At 48.5% G+C, this 16238-nt stretch carries 15 protein-coding genes and 1 pseudogene; 9 read left to right on the top strand and 7 right to left on the bottom strand.

The window, feature by feature from the left end:
- Positions 1–18 precede the first annotated feature (18 nt).
- Entirely contained in the window at positions 19–258 is a 240-nt protein-coding gene (gene zapB / locus B3Z23_RS15620; protein WP_038015920.1) for a cell division protein ZapB, read from the bottom strand.
- Between the two features lie 422 nt (positions 259–680).
- Between zapB and B3Z23_RS15615 the strand changes: the two genes are divergently transcribed.
- From B3Z23_RS15615 to glpX, 3 genes are all read left to right on the top strand, one after another.
- Complete coding sequence (locus B3Z23_RS15615; RefSeq protein WP_294912037.1) at positions 681–1532, top strand: MIP/aquaporin family protein; 852 nt, start codon at positions 681–683, stop codon at positions 1530–1532.
- Positions 1533–1562: 30 nt separating this feature from the next.
- The gene (gene glpK / locus B3Z23_RS15610) at positions 1563–3080 is read left to right on the top strand and encodes a glycerol kinase GlpK (protein ID WP_294912034.1); all 1518 of its coding nucleotides are present in this window, start codon (positions 1563–1565) and stop codon (positions 3078–3080) included.
- A 98-nt stretch (positions 3081–3178) separates the two neighbouring features.
- Positions 3179–4165 carry a class II fructose-bisphosphatase gene (glpX, locus tag B3Z23_RS15605; protein WP_294912032.1) on the top strand — a complete coding sequence of 329 codons (987 nt, stop codon included), beginning with the start codon at positions 3179–3181 and terminating at the stop codon, positions 4163–4165.
- Between the two features lie 8 nt (positions 4166–4173).
- Here the strand turns inward: glpX and emrD are convergent, their stop codons facing one another.
- A complete protein-coding gene (emrD, locus tag B3Z23_RS15600; protein ID WP_294912029.1) occupies positions 4174–5367 on the bottom strand; it encodes a multidrug efflux MFS transporter EmrD in 1194 nt (397 codons plus the stop codon).
- A 299-nt stretch (positions 5368–5666) separates the two neighbouring features.
- Between emrD and fpr the strand changes: the two genes are divergently transcribed.
- From fpr to tpiA, 3 genes are all read left to right on the top strand, one after another.
- Positions 5667–6413 carry a ferredoxin--NADP(+) reductase gene (gene fpr / locus B3Z23_RS15595; RefSeq protein WP_294912026.1) on the top strand — a complete coding sequence of 249 codons (747 nt, stop codon included), beginning with the start codon at positions 5667–5669 and terminating at the stop codon, positions 6411–6413.
- A 108-nt stretch (positions 6414–6521) separates the two neighbouring features.
- A complete protein-coding gene (locus B3Z23_RS15590; protein ID WP_294912024.1) occupies positions 6522–7103 on the top strand; it encodes a DUF1454 family protein in 582 nt (193 codons plus the stop codon).
- A gap of 120 nt (positions 7104–7223) precedes the next feature.
- Positions 7224–7994 (top strand): triose-phosphate isomerase, encoded by a 771-nt coding sequence (gene tpiA / locus B3Z23_RS15585; RefSeq protein WP_294912021.1) that lies wholly within the window; start codon positions 7224–7226, stop codon positions 7992–7994.
- A 10-nt stretch (positions 7995–8004) separates the two neighbouring features.
- Here the strand turns inward: tpiA and B3Z23_RS15580 are convergent, their stop codons facing one another.
- The 4 genes from B3Z23_RS15580 to fieF form a co-directional block, all read right to left on the bottom strand.
- Positions 8005–8787: a CDP-diacylglycerol diphosphatase gene (locus tag B3Z23_RS15580; protein WP_294912020.1), complete on the bottom strand. Its 783-nt coding sequence runs from the start codon at positions 8785–8787 to the stop codon at positions 8005–8007.
- A gap of 71 nt (positions 8788–8858) precedes the next feature.
- Entirely contained in the window at positions 8859–9848 is a 990-nt protein-coding gene (locus tag B3Z23_RS15575) for a sulfate ABC transporter substrate-binding protein (RefSeq protein ID WP_294912018.1), read from the bottom strand.
- Between the two features lie 148 nt (positions 9849–9996).
- Positions 9997–10959, bottom strand: coding sequence for a 6-phosphofructokinase (gene pfkA / locus B3Z23_RS15570; protein ID WP_294912015.1), 963 nt, complete (start codon positions 10957–10959; stop codon positions 9997–9999).
- Between the two features lie 199 nt (positions 10960–11158).
- Positions 11159–12061, bottom strand: coding sequence for a CDF family cation-efflux transporter FieF (gene fieF / locus B3Z23_RS15565; protein WP_294912013.1), 903 nt, complete (start codon positions 12059–12061; stop codon positions 11159–11161).
- Between the two features lie 522 nt (positions 12062–12583).
- Between fieF and B3Z23_RS15560 the strand changes: the two are divergent.
- Positions 12584–12862 (top strand): annotated as a pseudogene (locus B3Z23_RS15560) (DDE-type integrase/transposase/recombinase); the annotation flags it as partial.
- A gap of 679 nt (positions 12863–13541) precedes the next feature.
- On the opposite strand, the gene cpxP reads toward B3Z23_RS15560, so the two are convergent.
- Positions 13542–14006 carry a cell-envelope stress modulator CpxP gene (gene cpxP, locus B3Z23_RS15555; RefSeq protein ID WP_294912009.1) on the bottom strand — a complete coding sequence of 155 codons (465 nt, stop codon included), beginning with the start codon at positions 14004–14006 and terminating at the stop codon, positions 13542–13544.
- 150 nt (positions 14007–14156) lie between these two features.
- Between cpxP and cpxR the strand changes: the two genes are divergently transcribed.
- Both cpxR and cpxA read left to right on the top strand, forming a co-directional pair.
- Positions 14157–14852 (top strand): envelope stress response regulator transcription factor CpxR, encoded by a 696-nt coding sequence (gene cpxR / locus B3Z23_RS15550; RefSeq protein ID WP_038016140.1) that lies wholly within the window; start codon positions 14157–14159, stop codon positions 14850–14852.
- On the top strand, positions 14849–16222 hold the full coding sequence (gene cpxA, locus B3Z23_RS15545; RefSeq protein WP_038015963.1) for an envelope stress sensor histidine kinase CpxA: 1374 nt from the start codon (positions 14849–14851) through the stop codon (positions 16220–16222). Before cpxR ends, cpxA begins: the two co-directional genes overlap by 4 nt.
- Positions 16223–16238: the final 16 nt, after the last annotated feature.

Here is a 16238-nt window from a genome sequence, read left to right as displayed (position 1 = left end):
TTTCATTCCTTAACAGAATCAAACCTCATCCATTTTTCCCAGCAGTGCACGCAGGCGTTCCTGCCACTGTTGTTGTTCTTCTTTTAACTGCTGATTTTCACGGGTAAGTGAATCATGATTACCAGCAACCTGCAACGCTTCCTGCTTCAGCGTATTATTTTGTTCTTTCAGTTCTTCAATTTCCATCTGTAACAGGGTGATAGTATCAATCGCCTGCTGTACTTTAGCTTCCAGTTTTTCGAACATTTCAAATGACATTTATATAACCTCTCCTATATCGCAAGGCGTTGATGTGCCAGCTACGATCCTGACAAGCCCTGTAAAATTCCTGTAGCTGGCTACGATAACACGATTGTATGAAGCCTGATCACGCAAGTCCAGTGACCTGGCGATTTCCGGAGCAGTCTGTAACACTTTTCGCCCCGCCATCACTTTCTTTCCCCTCCGGGCTGTTGTTTTTTACCCGTCACAGACAGCAAAATGATCATCCGGAAGGACAATCCAGTAACAAAATACGCGAATTCGCTCATTTTTTTTGACATGGTACACAAATTTCAAGTTCGGTATTTATCGTTTTTGCTCGTTAACGATAAATTTAAATCAACCCTACATAAAAGTCGGGTGACTCAGGGAACGAGTACATAACACCGATAAATTTAACCTCTCTTAAGGAATTCATTATGAGTCAAACGACAAATTCGCTCACAGGCCAGTGCATCGCAGAATTTATAGGTACCGGTTTAATTCTGTTCTTCGGTGCCGGATGCGTGGCGGCAATGAAAGTTGCCGGTGCCAGCTTTGGGCAATGGGAAATTTGTATCGTCTGGGGCCTGGCAGTATCCATGGGTGCTTATGTCAGTGCGGGTATCTCTGGTGCCCACCTGAACCCGGCCGTTACCATAGCACTTTGCCTGTTTGGTAACTTTGAAGGTCGTAAAATCATTCCTTATATTATCGCACAGACTGCCGGCGCGTTTTGTGCGGCTGCTCTGGTATACGCGCTTTATCACAATCTGTTTATTGATTACGAACAGACACATCAGATGGTCCGTGGCAGCGTCGACAGTCTGAGTCTGGCCGGAGTGTTTTCGACTTACCCTAACCCGCAAATCAGCGTCCCTCAGGCATTCTTTGTTGAAATAGTGATTACAGCCGTCCTGATGGGAGTCATCATGGCTCTGACCGATGACGGCAATGGCTTGCCACGTGGACCGTTAGCTCCGCTGCTGATTGGTTTACTGGTCGCTGCAATTGGCGCAGCAGCGGGTCCGCTGACCGGATTTGCCCTGAACCCAGCCCGTGATTTTGGACCGAAAATGTTTACGGCTCTGGCCGGATGGGGAAAAGTTGCCTTCACCGGTGGACAGGAAATCCCTTATTTCCTGGTTCCAATCTTTGGACCACTGATTGGTGCGTGCGTCGGTGCATTTATCTATCGTAATTTCATTGGCCGCTACTTACCGGTAAACCTTCCTGCGCCTGTGAATGAAAAAGAACAGCCACTGTCAAGCTCAGAACAGCATAAAGCGTAAACTTAATAACGAATTCATCAGGAACAGATCATGACTAACGCTGAAAGTAAATACATTGTTGCACTGGACCAGGGTACCACCAGCTCAAGAGCGGTAGTACTGGACCACGATGCAAATATTATCGCGGTTTCACAACGTGAATTTACCCAACATTATCCTAAAACAGGTTGGGTTGAGCATGACCCGATGGATATCTGGGCAACACAGAGCTCAACTCTGGTAGAAGTACTGGCACATGCTGATATTCGTTCTGACCAGATTGCGGCAATAGGTATTACAAACCAGCGTGAAACCACCATCGTCTGGGATAAGAAAACCGGCAAACCCGTGTACAACGCTATTGTGTGGCAGGATCCTCGTACCGCTGACTATTGCTCAAAACTGAAAAAAGAAGGTCTTGAGGAATATATTCAGCAAACTACCGGACTGGTCATTAACCCATACTTCTCAGGGACCAAAATCAAATGGATTCTGGACAATGTGGAAGGCGCCCGTGAACGCGCCAAACGTGGGGAACTGTTGTTTGGTACTGTCGACACCTGGCTGGTCTGGAAAATGACTCAGGGACGTGTGCATGTCACCGACTTCACTAATGCTTCACGTACCATGATATTTGATATTCACAAACTGCAGTGGGATGACCGTATGCTGGACATCCTCGATATCCCTCGTGAAATGTTGCCGGAAGTTAAAGCATCTTCTGAAGTCTACGGCCAGACGAACATCGGTGGTAAAGGCGGGACCCGTATACCGATCGCAGGGATCGCCGGAGATCAGCAGGCGGCATTATATGGTCAGCTCTGCGTACAGCCCGGTATGGCGAAGAATACTTATGGTACCGGCTGCTTTATGTTAATGAATACCGGGACTGAGGCGGTAGCTTCTACCCATGGTCTGCTGACCACTATCGCCTGTGGCCCACGAGGTGAAGTTAACTACGCCCTGGAAGGCGCCGTCTTCATCGGTGGTGCGTCAATTCAATGGCTGCGCGATGAGATGAAACTGTTCTCAGAAGCACTGGACTCTGAATATTTCGCGACCAAAGTGAAGGATTCTAACGGTGTCTATATGGTACCGGCATTTACCGGCCTGGGAGCCCCGTACTGGGACCCTTATGCCCGCGGAGCAATCTTTGGTCTGACCCGAGGCACCAACGCAAACCATATTATCCGTGCCACCCTGGAATCCATTGCCTACCAGACCCGTGATGTGCTGGAAGCCATGCAAAATGATGCAAATACCCGTTTGCAGTCATTACGGGTTGATGGTGGTGCTGTGGCGAACAATTTCCTGATGCAGTTCCAGTCAGATATTCTTGGCGCCCGGGTTGAGCGTCCGGAGGTTCGTGAAGTGACTGCCCTCGGAGCAGCCTATCTTGCCGGTCTGGCGGTTGGGTTCTGGAAAGATCTGGAAGAAGTCCGTTCGAAGGCAGTTATCGAACGCGAGTTCCGTCCGTCGATCGAAACGACCGAACGTAACTTCCGCTATGCCGGTTGGAAAAAAGCCGTATCCCGCGCCCTGCGCTGGGAAGATGAACACGAACAATAATCCATCTCCTCTGCCCGCCCTCTGGCGGGCAGAGTCCAATTTCTGAACGCCCGCCTTGTGTTACACTAGCCCCCCTTTTCTTCCCGGTAAGACAGACAATGAAACGAGAACTTGCCCTCGAATTTTCACGGGTGACCGAAGCAGCAGCACTGGCCGGACATGCCTGGCTTGGACGCGGGGATAAAAACCTGGCCGACGGCGCTGCAGTCAATGCAATGCGGGTTATGCTCAACACTCTGGATATTCGTGGTCGGATTGTAATTGGTGAAGGTGAGATTGATGAAGCCCCGATGCTTTATATCGGAGAGCAGGTTGGCAGCGGGCAGGGTGATCAAGTCGATATCGCCGTCGATCCGATTGAAGGCACACGTATGACCGCAATGGGGCAATCAAACGCATTAACAGTGATGGCCGTCGGGAATAAAGGCAGCTTTCTGCACGCTCCGGATATGTATATGGAAAAACTGGTTACAGGCCCACAAGCCCGGGGATGCATCGATCTGGACCAGCCACTGGAGGCCAATCTGCAGGCTATTAGCCGGGCTCTGGATAAGCCGCTGTCTGAACTCACCGTGGCTGTGTTAGCCAAACCCCGGCATAACCCGGTCATCACACAACTTCATAAAGCCGGTATAAAAGTCTATGCTTTCCCTGATGGCGATGTGGCTGCATCTATCCTGACCTGCATGCCAGACAGCGAAGTCGATGTGATGTATGGTATTGGCGGTGCACCGGAAGGCGTCATTTCTGCCGCAGTCATCCGTGCGCTGGGGGGTGATATGCAGGCTCGCTTACTGCCAAGACATCAGGTCAAAGAAGATTCGGCGGAAAATCGTAGCCTTGGTGAACTAGAGATCGCGCGTTGTACAGAAATGGGAATTACCCCTGGTGAACGACTCACTCTGCAGCAACTGGTCAGCGATGATGACGTCATTTTCTCGGCAACAGGCATCACTGATGGTGATTTACTTAAAGGAATTACCCGGAAAGGAAATATCGCCACCAGTGAAACACTATTAATACGCGGGAAAACAGGTACTGTCCGGCGGATCCAGTCGATACATCGACTGGACCGTAAAACATGACTACAGTCCTAGCCAGCGACAATCTGGTGGTCACTTTCACGCTGTCTGGAAAGCGACCACCAGCACAGCAGCATAAGTAGCGATGTCATAAACATCAGCATACCAAGGCTAAACTGATCGTTCTGCGGTAGTTTTGCTGATAACCAGGCAACGCCCCCGGACCCCAGATTTTGTAAGCCCCCAATCAATGCCCCGGCACTGCCTGCTACCCAGGCATAAGGCTCCATCGCGCCGGAAGTCGCCAGCGGGAACAGCATCCCCGCACCGAAGAAATAGAGTGCCGCTGGAACCAGTAATGTCCAGATGTTCATCACATGGAACCAGCCAGGGATCCACATCAGTAGCCCCGCCAACAAACAGCTGCTGACCCCAAACCACATCAAACGATGCCAGTCGCCTTCACTACGGCGGACATACCAGGCCCCGAAAAAAGCTGCAGGAATTGGCAGGATAAACAATATACTGACGGTAAAACGGCTCAGACCCAATACTCCCCCCATCAGCACCCCACAACTGGCCTCAAACACAGCAATACCCGCCAGTGCACCAATTAATATCACCAGATAGCGAAGGAATGCAGCATCACGCAGCAGCAATGAATATCGGGTTAAAAAAGGCCTTGGGGCGAGAATTTCCGGTCGGGTTTCCGGTAACCGGCAGGCAATTACCACCATCACCAGCAGACAAAGCACCAGAAGGAAAGCAAAGCAGGCATGCCATCCCCAAAATTTTGTCAGTACCGCACCAATTACCGGTGCCAGTAAAGGGCTAATCAGGATGCCCATGTTCAGTACACTGTTCGCTTTACGCAACTGTCCACCGGAATAGATATCCCTTGGCAGCGTACGCGCCATTACCCCGGCAACCCCTGTCCCCATCCCCTGGATGGCACATCCGATGACCAACTGATTGATTGAACCCGCCAGCAATGCCGTGACCGCCCCCACGCAGAAGATCAACAGTCCGCCAAGAATGACCGGACGACGACCAATAGTGTCTGAAAGCGGGCCATAAAATAGCTGAGAGAGGCCATAGGTGATCAGATACGCCGCCATAATGCCCTGCACATTACCGCCGGACACCTGTAACGATAGGGCAATATCACTCATCGCCGGCACATAAACCGTCTGAGCCATTTGCCCGACGGCGACTAATACCACTAACAACAACATTAACGGGGTGTGATTCAGATTCTTTTCCATTTTTGTGACAGTAAATTCTTATCCATGATGATTAAACAGTAGTACAGGCTGATCATATAAAAAAAAGCAGCCTAAAATACCATGATTCGCCTTTAAACAATCCCCCTGCTAATAAGTGATTATCGGCCTGATTGTCAGGTTTTTTCGGCACAGGTGTACATTATTAGTGACAGTCCGTGACAATTAATGGCACGGGTTTGTCGATATGAGCTTAACCGCGGTCTGAAGGGTGGAAAATTAGTGCTTCACCAGAGATGATAATTCGATGTGCTACACTATTTTTAACTGAGGAGCTCACAATGGCCGATTGGTGTGAAGGTAAAGTCGTCGCGGTAACACACTGGACAGATGCGCTTTTCAGCCTCTACGTCACTGCGCGGGTAAAACCATTTACCGCGGGGCAATTTGCAAAACTGTCACTGGAAATCAACGGAGAGCGTGTACAACGAGCCTACTCTTATGTCAATGCTCCTTCAGATAAAACCCTGGAGTTCTATCTGGTTAATGTTCCTGAAGGCAAGCTTAGCCCGTCTCTGCACCGGCTGTCGGCCGGGGACTCAATCAGGGTCACCGAAGAAGCTGCTGGTTTTTTTGTCTGTGACGAATTGCCTGACTGTGAAACGCTGTGGATGCTGTCAACGGGAACGGCAATCGGCCCGTATCTGTCTATCTTACAGCAGGGAGAAGGTCTGGAGAGATTTGAAAATATTGTACTGGTCCATGCCGCCCGCTATGCCGCAGATCTGAGTTACCTCCCATTGATGCAGCAACTTCAGCAACAATTCAACGGAAAATTACGTATTCAAACCATCGTCAGCCGGGAGAAAAGTGAAGGCAGCCTGACAGGCCGAATCCCCGGGTTGATTGAAAACGGTATGCTGGAACAAGCCACAGGTCTGACAATGTCTGCAGACAATAGCCATATTATGCTGTGCGGTAACCCGCAAATGGTCAGAGACACCCAACAGCTACTGAAACTCACCCGCAACATGAATAAACATCTGCGTCGTAAACCGGGACATATCACCAGCGAGCATTACTGGTAATATCTGTGCCGGAAGTTATGATCACTGCCTTAATTAAGGCAGGCTGTCATCATCTCTGCCGAAAAATTAGGTAAGATATATGTCAGTCGTCAACTCAGGGATACCGGAATGAAACACAGGATAAGTCGTTGGTTAACCTGCTGTATGCTGTTAACAGCAGGCGGTGTTGTATTTGCCGATCCACCGGCCGCTCCAAAGCTTGCTCCTTACGTTCAACCAGGTGCACCGGTTTTCAGCGAGACCATCCCGCAGTTCCGGGAAAAATTCAACAGTATGAATCCGGGCACGCCGTTACCGGAATATCGAACAGTAGATACCGGCCAGGTACAGAATATGGTTGTGCTGGCGGTCAGTAAAATTAACGATTCAATTTATTCATCGACCGCACTCGAACCCGGCACAGGTAAGATAAAATCCCTGCAAATGACCTGGGTCTCTCCGCGAGGAAGCAGTGAAAAAGAGTCCAGAGATCTGGCATTCTGTTACATGACCGCACTGATCCGTTATTTCTCACCACAACTTACTGAACAAACCAGTCGCCAAAAGCTAGAATCTCTGTTAAAAGCCGCTAAAGTAAACATCCCCTATTTTGATGCCGAAGGCGCACTGCGGTATGTCATCTCAAATCAGGGCGAGAAAGGGATTACCCTCGCCATTGAACCTGTCAGGCTGATACTGAATAACTCGTGAACATCTGACGTTTTATGACGAAAAACAAAGCAGTGATTTGCATTGATCTTTATAATGCTTCACAGACACTATTGCCCGCTGGCAGTAGTCTTTTATGAATCGCGTAATGCGGAGGATATGATGCGACATCCATTAGTTATGGGTAACTGGAAGCTGAATGGTAGTAAACATATGACTGACGAACTGATTGCCGGTCTGCGTAAAGCATTATCAGGTGTGGACGGTTGTGGTGTGGCTATTGCCCCGCCCGTTGTTTATCTCGACCAGGCTAAGCATGCCGTTTCTGGCAGTCATATTGCTCTCGGTGCGCAGAACGTTGACATTAACCTCTCTGGTGCATTTACCGGTGAAGTTTCTGCGGAAATGCTGAAGGATATTGGTGCCAAATATATCATTATCGGACACTCCGAACGTCGTACTTACCACAAAGAAAGCGATGAACTGATCGCAAAAAAATTCGCCGTCCTTAAAGACGCAGGTCTGACGCCGGTACTCTGTATTGGTGAAACCGAAGCAGAAAACGAAGCCGGTAAAACCGAAGAAGTCTGCGCACGTCAGATTGATGCGGTACTGAATACTCAGGGAGCTGAAGCCTTTAAAGATACCGTCATTGCCTATGAGCCCGTCTGGGCTATCGGTACCGGTAAGTCAGCTACCCCGGCACAGGCCCAGGCTGTGCATAAATTCATCCGTCAGCATATCGCTAAAAAAGACCCGGCGATTGCTGAGCAGGTGATCATTCAGTACGGCGGTTCTGTTAATGATAAAAATGCGGCCGAGCTCTTCACTCAGCCAGATATTGATGGTGCGCTGGTCGGTGGTGCATCACTGAAAGCTGATGCTTTCGCGGTAATTGTTAATGCTGCTGCGGCGGCAAAAAAAACCAGTTAATCTTTATCTTTCAACGGCGCACCAGCGCCGTTATCTGTTTTAGTATGCCACACTGATGATCCTGTAACTCTTCTGCTGACCCCATATTCCCTTTAAGCAGCTGTTTTTTTATAGCCAGTAATACCAGTCGCCCATCAGGCAGAGCTGTCATCGCCAGACCATAATCCCCCATCTGTCCGGCAGCCCCCGGGATTTCCTGTGCAATACGTATAAATACACTCTTCTCTTCCAGCCCGGCAGGCGTCAGTACCCTGACCAGATAGGGATGTGAGCGCAGAGTCAGAGGTTGCCACTTTTCTGTCAGCCCCGGGCTCAATTCTTTCAGTCGTTGGCGTATATCCGCACGCAGACAGGACATATGGATATGCAGCTGATTTTGTGTCCTCCCTGACTCTGAATTAATGGTCACCGCCAGATCACTGTCGCGGACTGGAGAATGATTTTTATCGGAGAGCAAATGACGCTCATTCCAGGCAAGGGCAAAAAAGTTAGGAGTGTGTTTTTCCAGTAACAGTGGGCTTTCGATACCGGTAATCTTACTGACAGGCATCAGCAGATATTGTAATGGTCCGACCCTGTCTTTAAACAGAACATAGCCGGCAGATAAATCAACTTTTTCACAAGGCGCAGGCTGATGATTTTTTTCCATATCAGGAACACATTGCTGACTAACAAACTTCCATAAAACGTCAGAATGCTCTTCAAACCGATGTGCCACAAACAGTAAAGCTGCCATCAGAACAATCACCACCCCGATGGCCAGCCGTAATTTTACTTTTCCAGAAGATGTCATGAGCCAGGCCATTCCCCGATTAATCTGGCCTTCATATTACGTTAATCGGGGATAAAGTCACCTGCGGTGAATTAAGGCTTCATAATCTGGTCGTAAGTACCGCCGTCACTGAAGTGGGTCTTCTGAGCAGCAGTCCAGCCGCCGAATTTACCATCCACAGTGAAGAGCTTAATTGGCTTAAATTCATTAGCGAATTCTTTTGCCACAGCCGGGTCACGTGGGCGATAGTAGTTTTCCGCTGCAATTTTCTGCCCTACAGGAGAATAAAGATATTTCAGATAATCTTCAGCCACTTTACGGGTTCCACGCTCATCAACCACCTTATCAACCACAGCAACTGTCGGCTCCGCCAGGATAGACTCACTTGGGGTAATAATTTCAAACTGCTGGTCTTTTAACTTATTCTTTGCCAGATATGCCTCATTTTCCCAGGCAATCAGCACATCACCCAGTCCCCGTTCAGCAAAGGTGTTGGTAGCCCCACGTGCACCAGAATCCTGAACAGTGACATTTTTAAACAGTGCTTTCACAAACGCCTTAGCTTTCTCCTGGGAACCATTGTTATGGTCCAGAGCATAACCCCAGGCAGCCAGATAGTTCCAGCGGGCGCCACCGGAGGTTTTAGGATTAGGAGTGATAATCGAGATACCTGGTTTGATTAAATCATTCCAGTCATGGATATTCTTAGGATTACCTTTGCGTACCAGGAAAACGATGGTTGAGGTATAAGGAGCAGAGTTATCCGGTAGCTTTTTGATCCAGCCCGGGTTAATTCTGCCGCTTTTAGCAATAGCATCAATATCTGACTGCAAAGCCAGTGTGACTACATCGGCTTTAATACCGTTAATGACTGAGGTTGCCTGTTTCCCGGAACCGCCATGCGACTGGCGAATCACCACATTGTCACCGGTTTCCTGCTTATAATGAGCACTAAAGGCTTTATTATACTGCTCGTAAAATTCTCTGGTCGGATCATAAGAGACATTCAGCAACTGAATATCTTTCGCCAGCGTACTGCCGGATACCAAAAGTAATGCTAATCCAACATGCCACTTCTTCATTTTATGCCCCCCTGTTTTATATATCGCTAGGTTGGCACAATCATGGAAATAACTTAAAGAACTAAAAAGACATTTTTATATCACAATTGAATAAACAAACAGCAGCAGGAGAGACTGTCGGCGAAGAACTCCCCGACAGTAAAGATAATCAATACAATCGCTTAGCGGTATCCAATATATCCCGACGGAAAGGCCGTTTCATATTTTCGATGGCATCAATAATATCATGGTGTACCATTTTTTCGTTCTGTACACCGACACAACGCCCACCATAACCCTGCAGCAGCAGATCAATGGCATAGGTTCCCATCCGGGAAGCAAGAATACGATCATAAGCACATGGCGCTCCCCCCCTCTGGATATGTCCCAGAACGGTAGCGCGGGTTTCACGCCCGGTCTCTTTTTCAATATAGCGAGCCAGTTCACTGGCATCACAAATCAACTCGGTTATCGCCACAATCGCGTGTTTTTTTCCTTTGGCGATGCCAGCTTTAATTTCTGTCACCAGTTCTTCACGGGTATATGGAATTTCCGGGACCACAAAAAATTCACATCCCCCTGCAATCGCTGCAGATAAAGTCAAATCACCGCAATGGCGTCCCATAACTTCTACGATAGAAATTCGCTGATGAGAAGAAGAGGTATCACGCAGCCTGTCGATAGCTTCTACCACTGTCTCAAGTGCAGTGTGGTAACCGATAGTATAGTCAGTGCCGGCAACATCATTGTCGATGGTTCCGGGCAACCCGATACAGGGAAAGCCCATCTCTGTCAGTCGTTTTGCGCCCATATAGGAGCCGTCACCACCGATCACCACCAGCGCGTCCAGACCGCGTTTCTTCATATTTTCGATAGCTATCTGGCGGGTTGATTCTTCACGGAATTCAGGAAAACGGGCAGACCCCAGAAAAGTTCCGCCCCGGTTGATCATATCAGAGACGCTATAACGGTCCAGGCTTACCATACGGTCTTCATACAGCCCCAGATAACCATCATAGATCCCAAAAACTTCCAGTCCTTCGCCAAGTCCAGTCCGGACCACACCACGGATAGCCGCATTCATACCAGGGGAATCTCCACCGCTGGTTAATACACCGATTTTTTTGATCATGACAACCTCAGGATAATTTGACGCTAGGGGTTAATCTTTTCAGTTAACGCGACTGCTGTCTGTGCCGACGCCTGCAAATAAGAGTTTATCTTGCTTAATCATATACCAAATGCCTTTGGCAGGATTGATTTAGGTCACTCAAGCCCGTGGTTGCGCAATAATAGCGGTTAAACACAACATTGAACATTTGATCCGCAGCCTAAAAGATAAAATGACCTCGTTTTTCTTCCGCTACAGAGGAACATGGGTCCTGATGAATAATCACATCAGCCCCGGGAAAATGGGCTTTCAGTGCCTGTTCCAGCTGATCTGCCCGTTCGTGAGCAGTCACTAAAGGCAGGCTGTCATCCATTTCCAGGTGTAATTGAATAAACTTTGTCGGACCGGACTGACGGGTACGCAGATCGTGTGCTCCACGAACTCCCTGCCATCCTGAGACAATGCTGATTATCTGCTGAATTTCGTTATCCGGCAATGCTCTGTCAAGTAATGCCTGAACAGCGTCATAGCCCATCCGCAGTGCACAGATCAGGATATAGATACCAATAGCAAAGGCAAATAAGGCATCGGCAAAAGTGAAACCATACCAGCTCAGTGCCAAAGCTATCAGAATGGCGCCGTTCATCAATACATCAGACTGGTAATGTAATATATCGGCACGGATAGCCTGGCTGTGCGTTTTTTTAACAACCCAATGCTGGAAATAGACCAGTAACAATGTCGAAACCAGGGCAATCAGCGTCACTACCATACCGACCAGCGGAGCACGAAAACTTCCGGGAGTAATCAAATGCTGGATACTGGTCAGAAACAGAAACAGCGCAGAACCACTAATAAACATACTCTGCGCCAGAGCTGCCAGCGATTCTGCTTTTCCGTGTCCAAACGCATGATCATCGTCTGCCGGTTGCAGGGAATAGCGCACTACCAACAAATTAGTTAACGATGCGCCGATGTCGACTAAAGAGTCCACCAGTGCAGCCAGTACACTGACCGAACCGGTATACCACCAGGCGATAATTTTGATAATCAACAGCAGTGTTGCCAGAACGGTGGCCGCAATGGCAGCGGAGGTTACCAGATTCGCGTAATTCTTTTCCATCATGCACCCGACGTTTATCAGCCCTCAGCAGAGAATAGTCTACTGCATCTGTACCGACGATAAACCAGGGAACGGCAGTAAAACCGTTGTAATGCCATTTGGCCGAATGGCGGGCGTTATGCATCAGTTATAATTTAATGTAAACACCGAACTGGCGTTCGCCTGACCTGCACTGACCTGACTGACTGTGCTTATATAGCGGGCATAAAAATTAAATGTGGCATTACCGTTCTCATCAGCGGATCAGCGGTGACCGGCTTTGACGCATCAGTTAACCCAGCCGACTCATATCACTTTTCAGCAACTCAATCGCGACATTTTTAGCAGTATCGGTCCCACTATCAATGGCTAATAAATCACTGTTCCCGTCAGCCCCTTTGCCAGTAAAGATAATGCTGATGGCAACTGATCTTACCCAGCAATAGTGGACACGTGACTAAGTGAGTAAACTCTCAACCAGAGGTAGCTCACATGACAAAATTAGCATCAACCAGTGAAAAACCCCGTAAACAACACACGCCTGAATACAATATCAAAACCATCGCCGACAGCCTGCGGCGCCAGGGGCTGCCGACGAAAGCCACCCGGAAGTTCAGCCCGGTCAGTTACCGTGAGCACAGCCTGCCGGTGTCAGAGAATCTGCTGAAACAGGATTTTTACGCCAGCGGTCCGAACCAGAAGTGGTTCGGAGACATCACGTACCTCCGTACAGATGAAGGCTGGCTGTATCTGGCGGGGGTGACAGACCTATGGTCTCGTGCCGTTATTGGCTGCTGGTCGGATAGGGATAGCAATACTGCTGGTCACATTGTCCGATACGTTTTATTTCATCAATGAAAGCACTCCAGAGGACAGTGATATCAACTGTACAGATTAGAGAACACCGCAAAGCTACCGATGAATGTTCTCTTTATTATTGATGATAATGTGAGCACCATTACTCTGGGTAGAGTAATGATGAACAATGGTAAGACATATATCCTGAACCTCAGCATTGATGCCAATATCACCACGAAAAAAACACTACCGGTTTATCACACAAAAAATATCTAACGCACAGGGGTTACCCTCCAGCGCGCAAGAGCTTTCCTACATCTTGCCAAAGTACCTGCAGTCAGTGAACTCGCTACAGGATCTTTTTCTTAATAAAATCAATCCATCCAGATGCATCTTCACTAACGGCTATATTCCGTTACTCTATTGCAAAAAAATTACCTGAGACCATGGCGAAAAAAGTCCCGGAACCGGCAGTAAGCAGTATGTTCAACTATGCAACCGAAAATCAGTGTCCCTTCGATAAATTCGCGCGCTTTGCGCTATTGTTTGCACGGAAATCACCAAAGGCGAAAGTTATCAGTTGCCAAAATTAAGACAAAAAAAACCCCTCATTTCTGAGGGGGAAGACAGGGATGGTGTCTATGGCAAGGAAAAGGGATACTACATACTGTTGGTACTGCCTTACGGTAATCAGCGTCGCTGCTTACGGTAACCTGCTGACGCTACGTATATTTTCCATACGTAACTCAAAATTCTTCTGTAACGCAGCCTTTTGGTCAGCTGTTAACAGGTTGTACATCTGGTGGCGAATTTTCGCCATTTCAACTTGTTCGCTGGCATTAATCTCAGCCATTTTTTCAACCTGAGCCCGAACTGCGGATTCGTTAAAATCTTTCGCTGTTTCAAGGTTATGCATTTTTTCGATATCCGAAAGAGTCATCCCGGTCCTGACGTGGCGCGCCTGATACATTAAATCCCGCATTTGCTGGCGCTGCTGTTCAGATAATTCGATACCATCAAACATATGATTTTGCGAATTCTGAGCCATACTATCTGCTGCCACTGGGATTTTCTGTTCCATCATATCTTCCATCATTCCGTCACATTTTGCAGAAACCTGACCTGCAAAGACCAGCGACGAAAGTGCGATGACGATAATATGGCGCATCCTTGACTCCGGGATTGTTAAACGTTTCTCGACTCAACGGAAACCAGTGTAATCCAGTGGCTGCAAACATCCGTCAGGGGGTGTAAAACTACGTAAAGTGACAACCGGATAACCATGGAACACGGTATTTTTCCTGCGGAGGAAAACATAATGAATAAAATATTGCTGGTTGATGACGATCGTGAACTGACTTCTTTACTGAAAGAATTACTTGAGATGGAAGGGTTTGAAATCGTTGTAGCAGATGACGGCGAACAGGCACTCAGTTTACTGGACAGTTCAATAGATCTGCTGTTGCTGGATGTCATGATGCCAAAGAAAAATGGTATCGACACGTTGAAAGAATTGCGCCAGCAACACCAGACTCCTGTCATTATGCTCACGGCCCGTGGCAGCGAGTTAGACCGTGTTCTCGGACTGGAATTGGGTGCAGACGACTACTTGCCGAAACCCTTTAATGATCGTGAACTGGTCGCCAGAATTCGCGCAATACTGCGTCGTTCAAACTGGAGCGAACAACAACATACTGACACTGCCTCATCCTCATTACAGGTCGACCACCTGAAACTAAATCCGGGCCGCCAGGAAGCCAGCTTCGATAATGAAGTGCTGGAACTGACAGGCACAGAATTTACTTTGCTCTACCTGCTAGCCCAGCATCTCGGACAGGTAGTTTCCAGAGAGCATCTAAGCCAGGAAGTCCTCGGAAAACGTCTCACTCCGTTCGACCGGGCAATTGATATGCATATTTCGAATCTGCGTCGTAAACTTCCGGAACGTCGCGATGGACACCCGTGGTTTAAGACCCTACGTGGCAGAGGCTATCTGATGGTTTCGGCCTCATGATAAGCAGTTTAACCACCCGTATCTTTGCTATTTTCTGGCTGACACTGGCTTTAGTATTGATGCTGGTATTAATGGTACCAAAGCTTGATTCACGGCAAATGACATCATTACTGGAGAGTGAACAACGCCAGGGAATAATGATTGAACAGCACGTGGAAGCCGAACTGGCCCAGGACCCGCCAAACGATCTGATGTGGTGGCGGCGGTTGTACCGGGCCATCGACAAATGGGCCCCGCCGGGGCAGCATTTGCTGCTGGTCACCTCAGAAGGTCGGGTGATTGGCGCCCGCCATAATGAAATGCAGATTATTCGTAATTTCATCGGACAATCTGACAATTCCGATCATCCGCAAAAGAAAACCTATGGCCGTATAGAAATGATAGGCCCGTTCTCTGTCGCAGATGGTGAAGATAACTACCAGCTATATATGATCCGCCCTGCGACCAGCTCGCAACTGGATTTTATCAATCTGTTATTTGACCGGCCGCTACTGTTGTTGATTGTCACTATGTTGATAAGCTCACCCTTATTGTTATGGCTGGCATGGAGCCTGGCAAAACCGGCCCGTAAACTAAAACAAGCGGCCGATGAGGTCGCCAGTGGTAATTTACGACAACATCCTGATCTTGAGTCCGGCCCACAGGAATTTCTGGCCGCCGGGGCCAGCTTTAATCAGATGGTCAGTGCGTTGGAACGAATGATGACAGCACAACAACGTCTGTTGTCAGATATCAGTCATGAATTGCGCACTCCACTAACACGCCTGCAACTGGCTACCGCCTTACTGCGGCGGCGTGGAGGGGAGAGTAAAGAGCTGAGCAGAATAGAGACCGAAGCGCAGAGACTGGACGGGATGATAAATGATTTACTGGTACTGTCCCGCACCCAACACAATAATGCACTGGTGAGTGAAGCAATGAAAGCTAACCACCTGTGGAATGGCGTTCTGGAAGATGCAAAATTTGAAGCTGAGCAGATGGGGAAAAAGATGGAAGTCCCCTATCCGCCCGGACCGTGGCCGTTATATGGGAACCCACACGCCCTGGAGAGTGCGCTGGAAAACATTATTCGTAATGCTTTACGCTATTCTCACTCGAATATCAGCGTCAGCTTTTCAGTTGACAGAGAAGGCATCACTATTCATGTGGATGATGATGGGCCCGGAGTCAGCCCGGAAGACAGGGAACAGATTTTCCGGCCATTTTATCGTACCGATGAAGCGCGTGATCGTGAGTCCGGCGGTACGGGTCTTGGGCTGGCGATAGTGGATACGGCGCTACAGCAACATCACGGTTGGGTTAAGGCTGATGACAGCCCGCTGGGAGGATTACGTCTGACGATCTGGCTTCCGTTATACTCTACAAGGTAATAATTTGATATTCTGC

It is taken from the genome of Tatumella sp. UBA2305 (genome assembly GCF_002345795.1).
GTDB lineage: Bacteria > Pseudomonadota > Gammaproteobacteria > Enterobacterales > Enterobacteriaceae > Tatumella > Tatumella morbirosei.
The sequence above is the reverse complement of the archived record's forward strand: the minus strand, read 5'-3'. Positions and strand labels throughout refer to the sequence as shown.

Excerpts from the sequence above, each read along its gene's own strand:
- zapB (WP_038015920.1), bottom strand. The coding sequence starts at position 258 with ATGTCATTTGAAATGTTCGAAAAACTGGAAGCTAAAGTACAGCAGGCG.
- B3Z23_RS15615 (WP_294912037.1), top strand. The coding sequence starts at position 681 with ATGAGTCAAACGACAAATTCGCTCACAGGCCAGTGCATCGCAGAATTT.
- glpK (WP_294912034.1), top strand. The coding sequence starts at position 1,563 with ATGACTAACGCTGAAAGTAAATACATTGTTGCACTGGACCAGGGTACC.
- glpX (WP_294912032.1), top strand. The coding sequence starts at position 3,179 with ATGAAACGAGAACTTGCCCTCGAATTTTCACGGGTGACCGAAGCAGCA.
- emrD (WP_294912029.1), bottom strand. The coding sequence starts at position 5,367 with ATGGAAAAGAATCTGAATCACACCCCGTTAATGTTGTTGTTAGTGGTA.
- fpr (WP_294912026.1), top strand. The coding sequence starts at position 5,667 with ATGGCCGATTGGTGTGAAGGTAAAGTCGTCGCGGTAACACACTGGACA.
- B3Z23_RS15590 (WP_294912024.1), top strand. The coding sequence starts at position 6,522 with ATGAAACACAGGATAAGTCGTTGGTTAACCTGCTGTATGCTGTTAACA.
- tpiA (WP_294912021.1), top strand. The coding sequence starts at position 7,224 with ATGCGACATCCATTAGTTATGGGTAACTGGAAGCTGAATGGTAGTAAA.
- B3Z23_RS15580 (WP_294912020.1), bottom strand. The coding sequence starts at position 8,787 with ATGACATCTTCTGGAAAAGTAAAATTACGGCTGGCCATCGGGGTGGTG.
- B3Z23_RS15575 (WP_294912018.1), bottom strand. The coding sequence starts at position 9,848 with ATGAAGAAGTGGCATGTTGGATTAGCATTACTTTTGGTATCCGGCAGT.
- pfkA (WP_294912015.1), bottom strand. The coding sequence starts at position 10,959 with ATGATCAAAAAAATCGGTGTATTAACCAGCGGTGGAGATTCCCCTGGT.
- fieF (WP_294912013.1), bottom strand. The coding sequence starts at position 12,061 with ATGGAAAAGAATTACGCGAATCTGGTAACCTCCGCTGCCATTGCGGCC.
- cpxP (WP_294912009.1), bottom strand. The coding sequence starts at position 14,006 with ATGCGCCATATTATCGTCATCGCACTTTCGTCGCTGGTCTTTGCAGGT.
- cpxR (WP_038016140.1), top strand. The coding sequence starts at position 14,157 with ATGAATAAAATATTGCTGGTTGATGACGATCGTGAACTGACTTCTTTA.
- cpxA (WP_038015963.1), top strand. The coding sequence starts at position 14,849 with ATGATAAGCAGTTTAACCACCCGTATCTTTGCTATTTTCTGGCTGACA.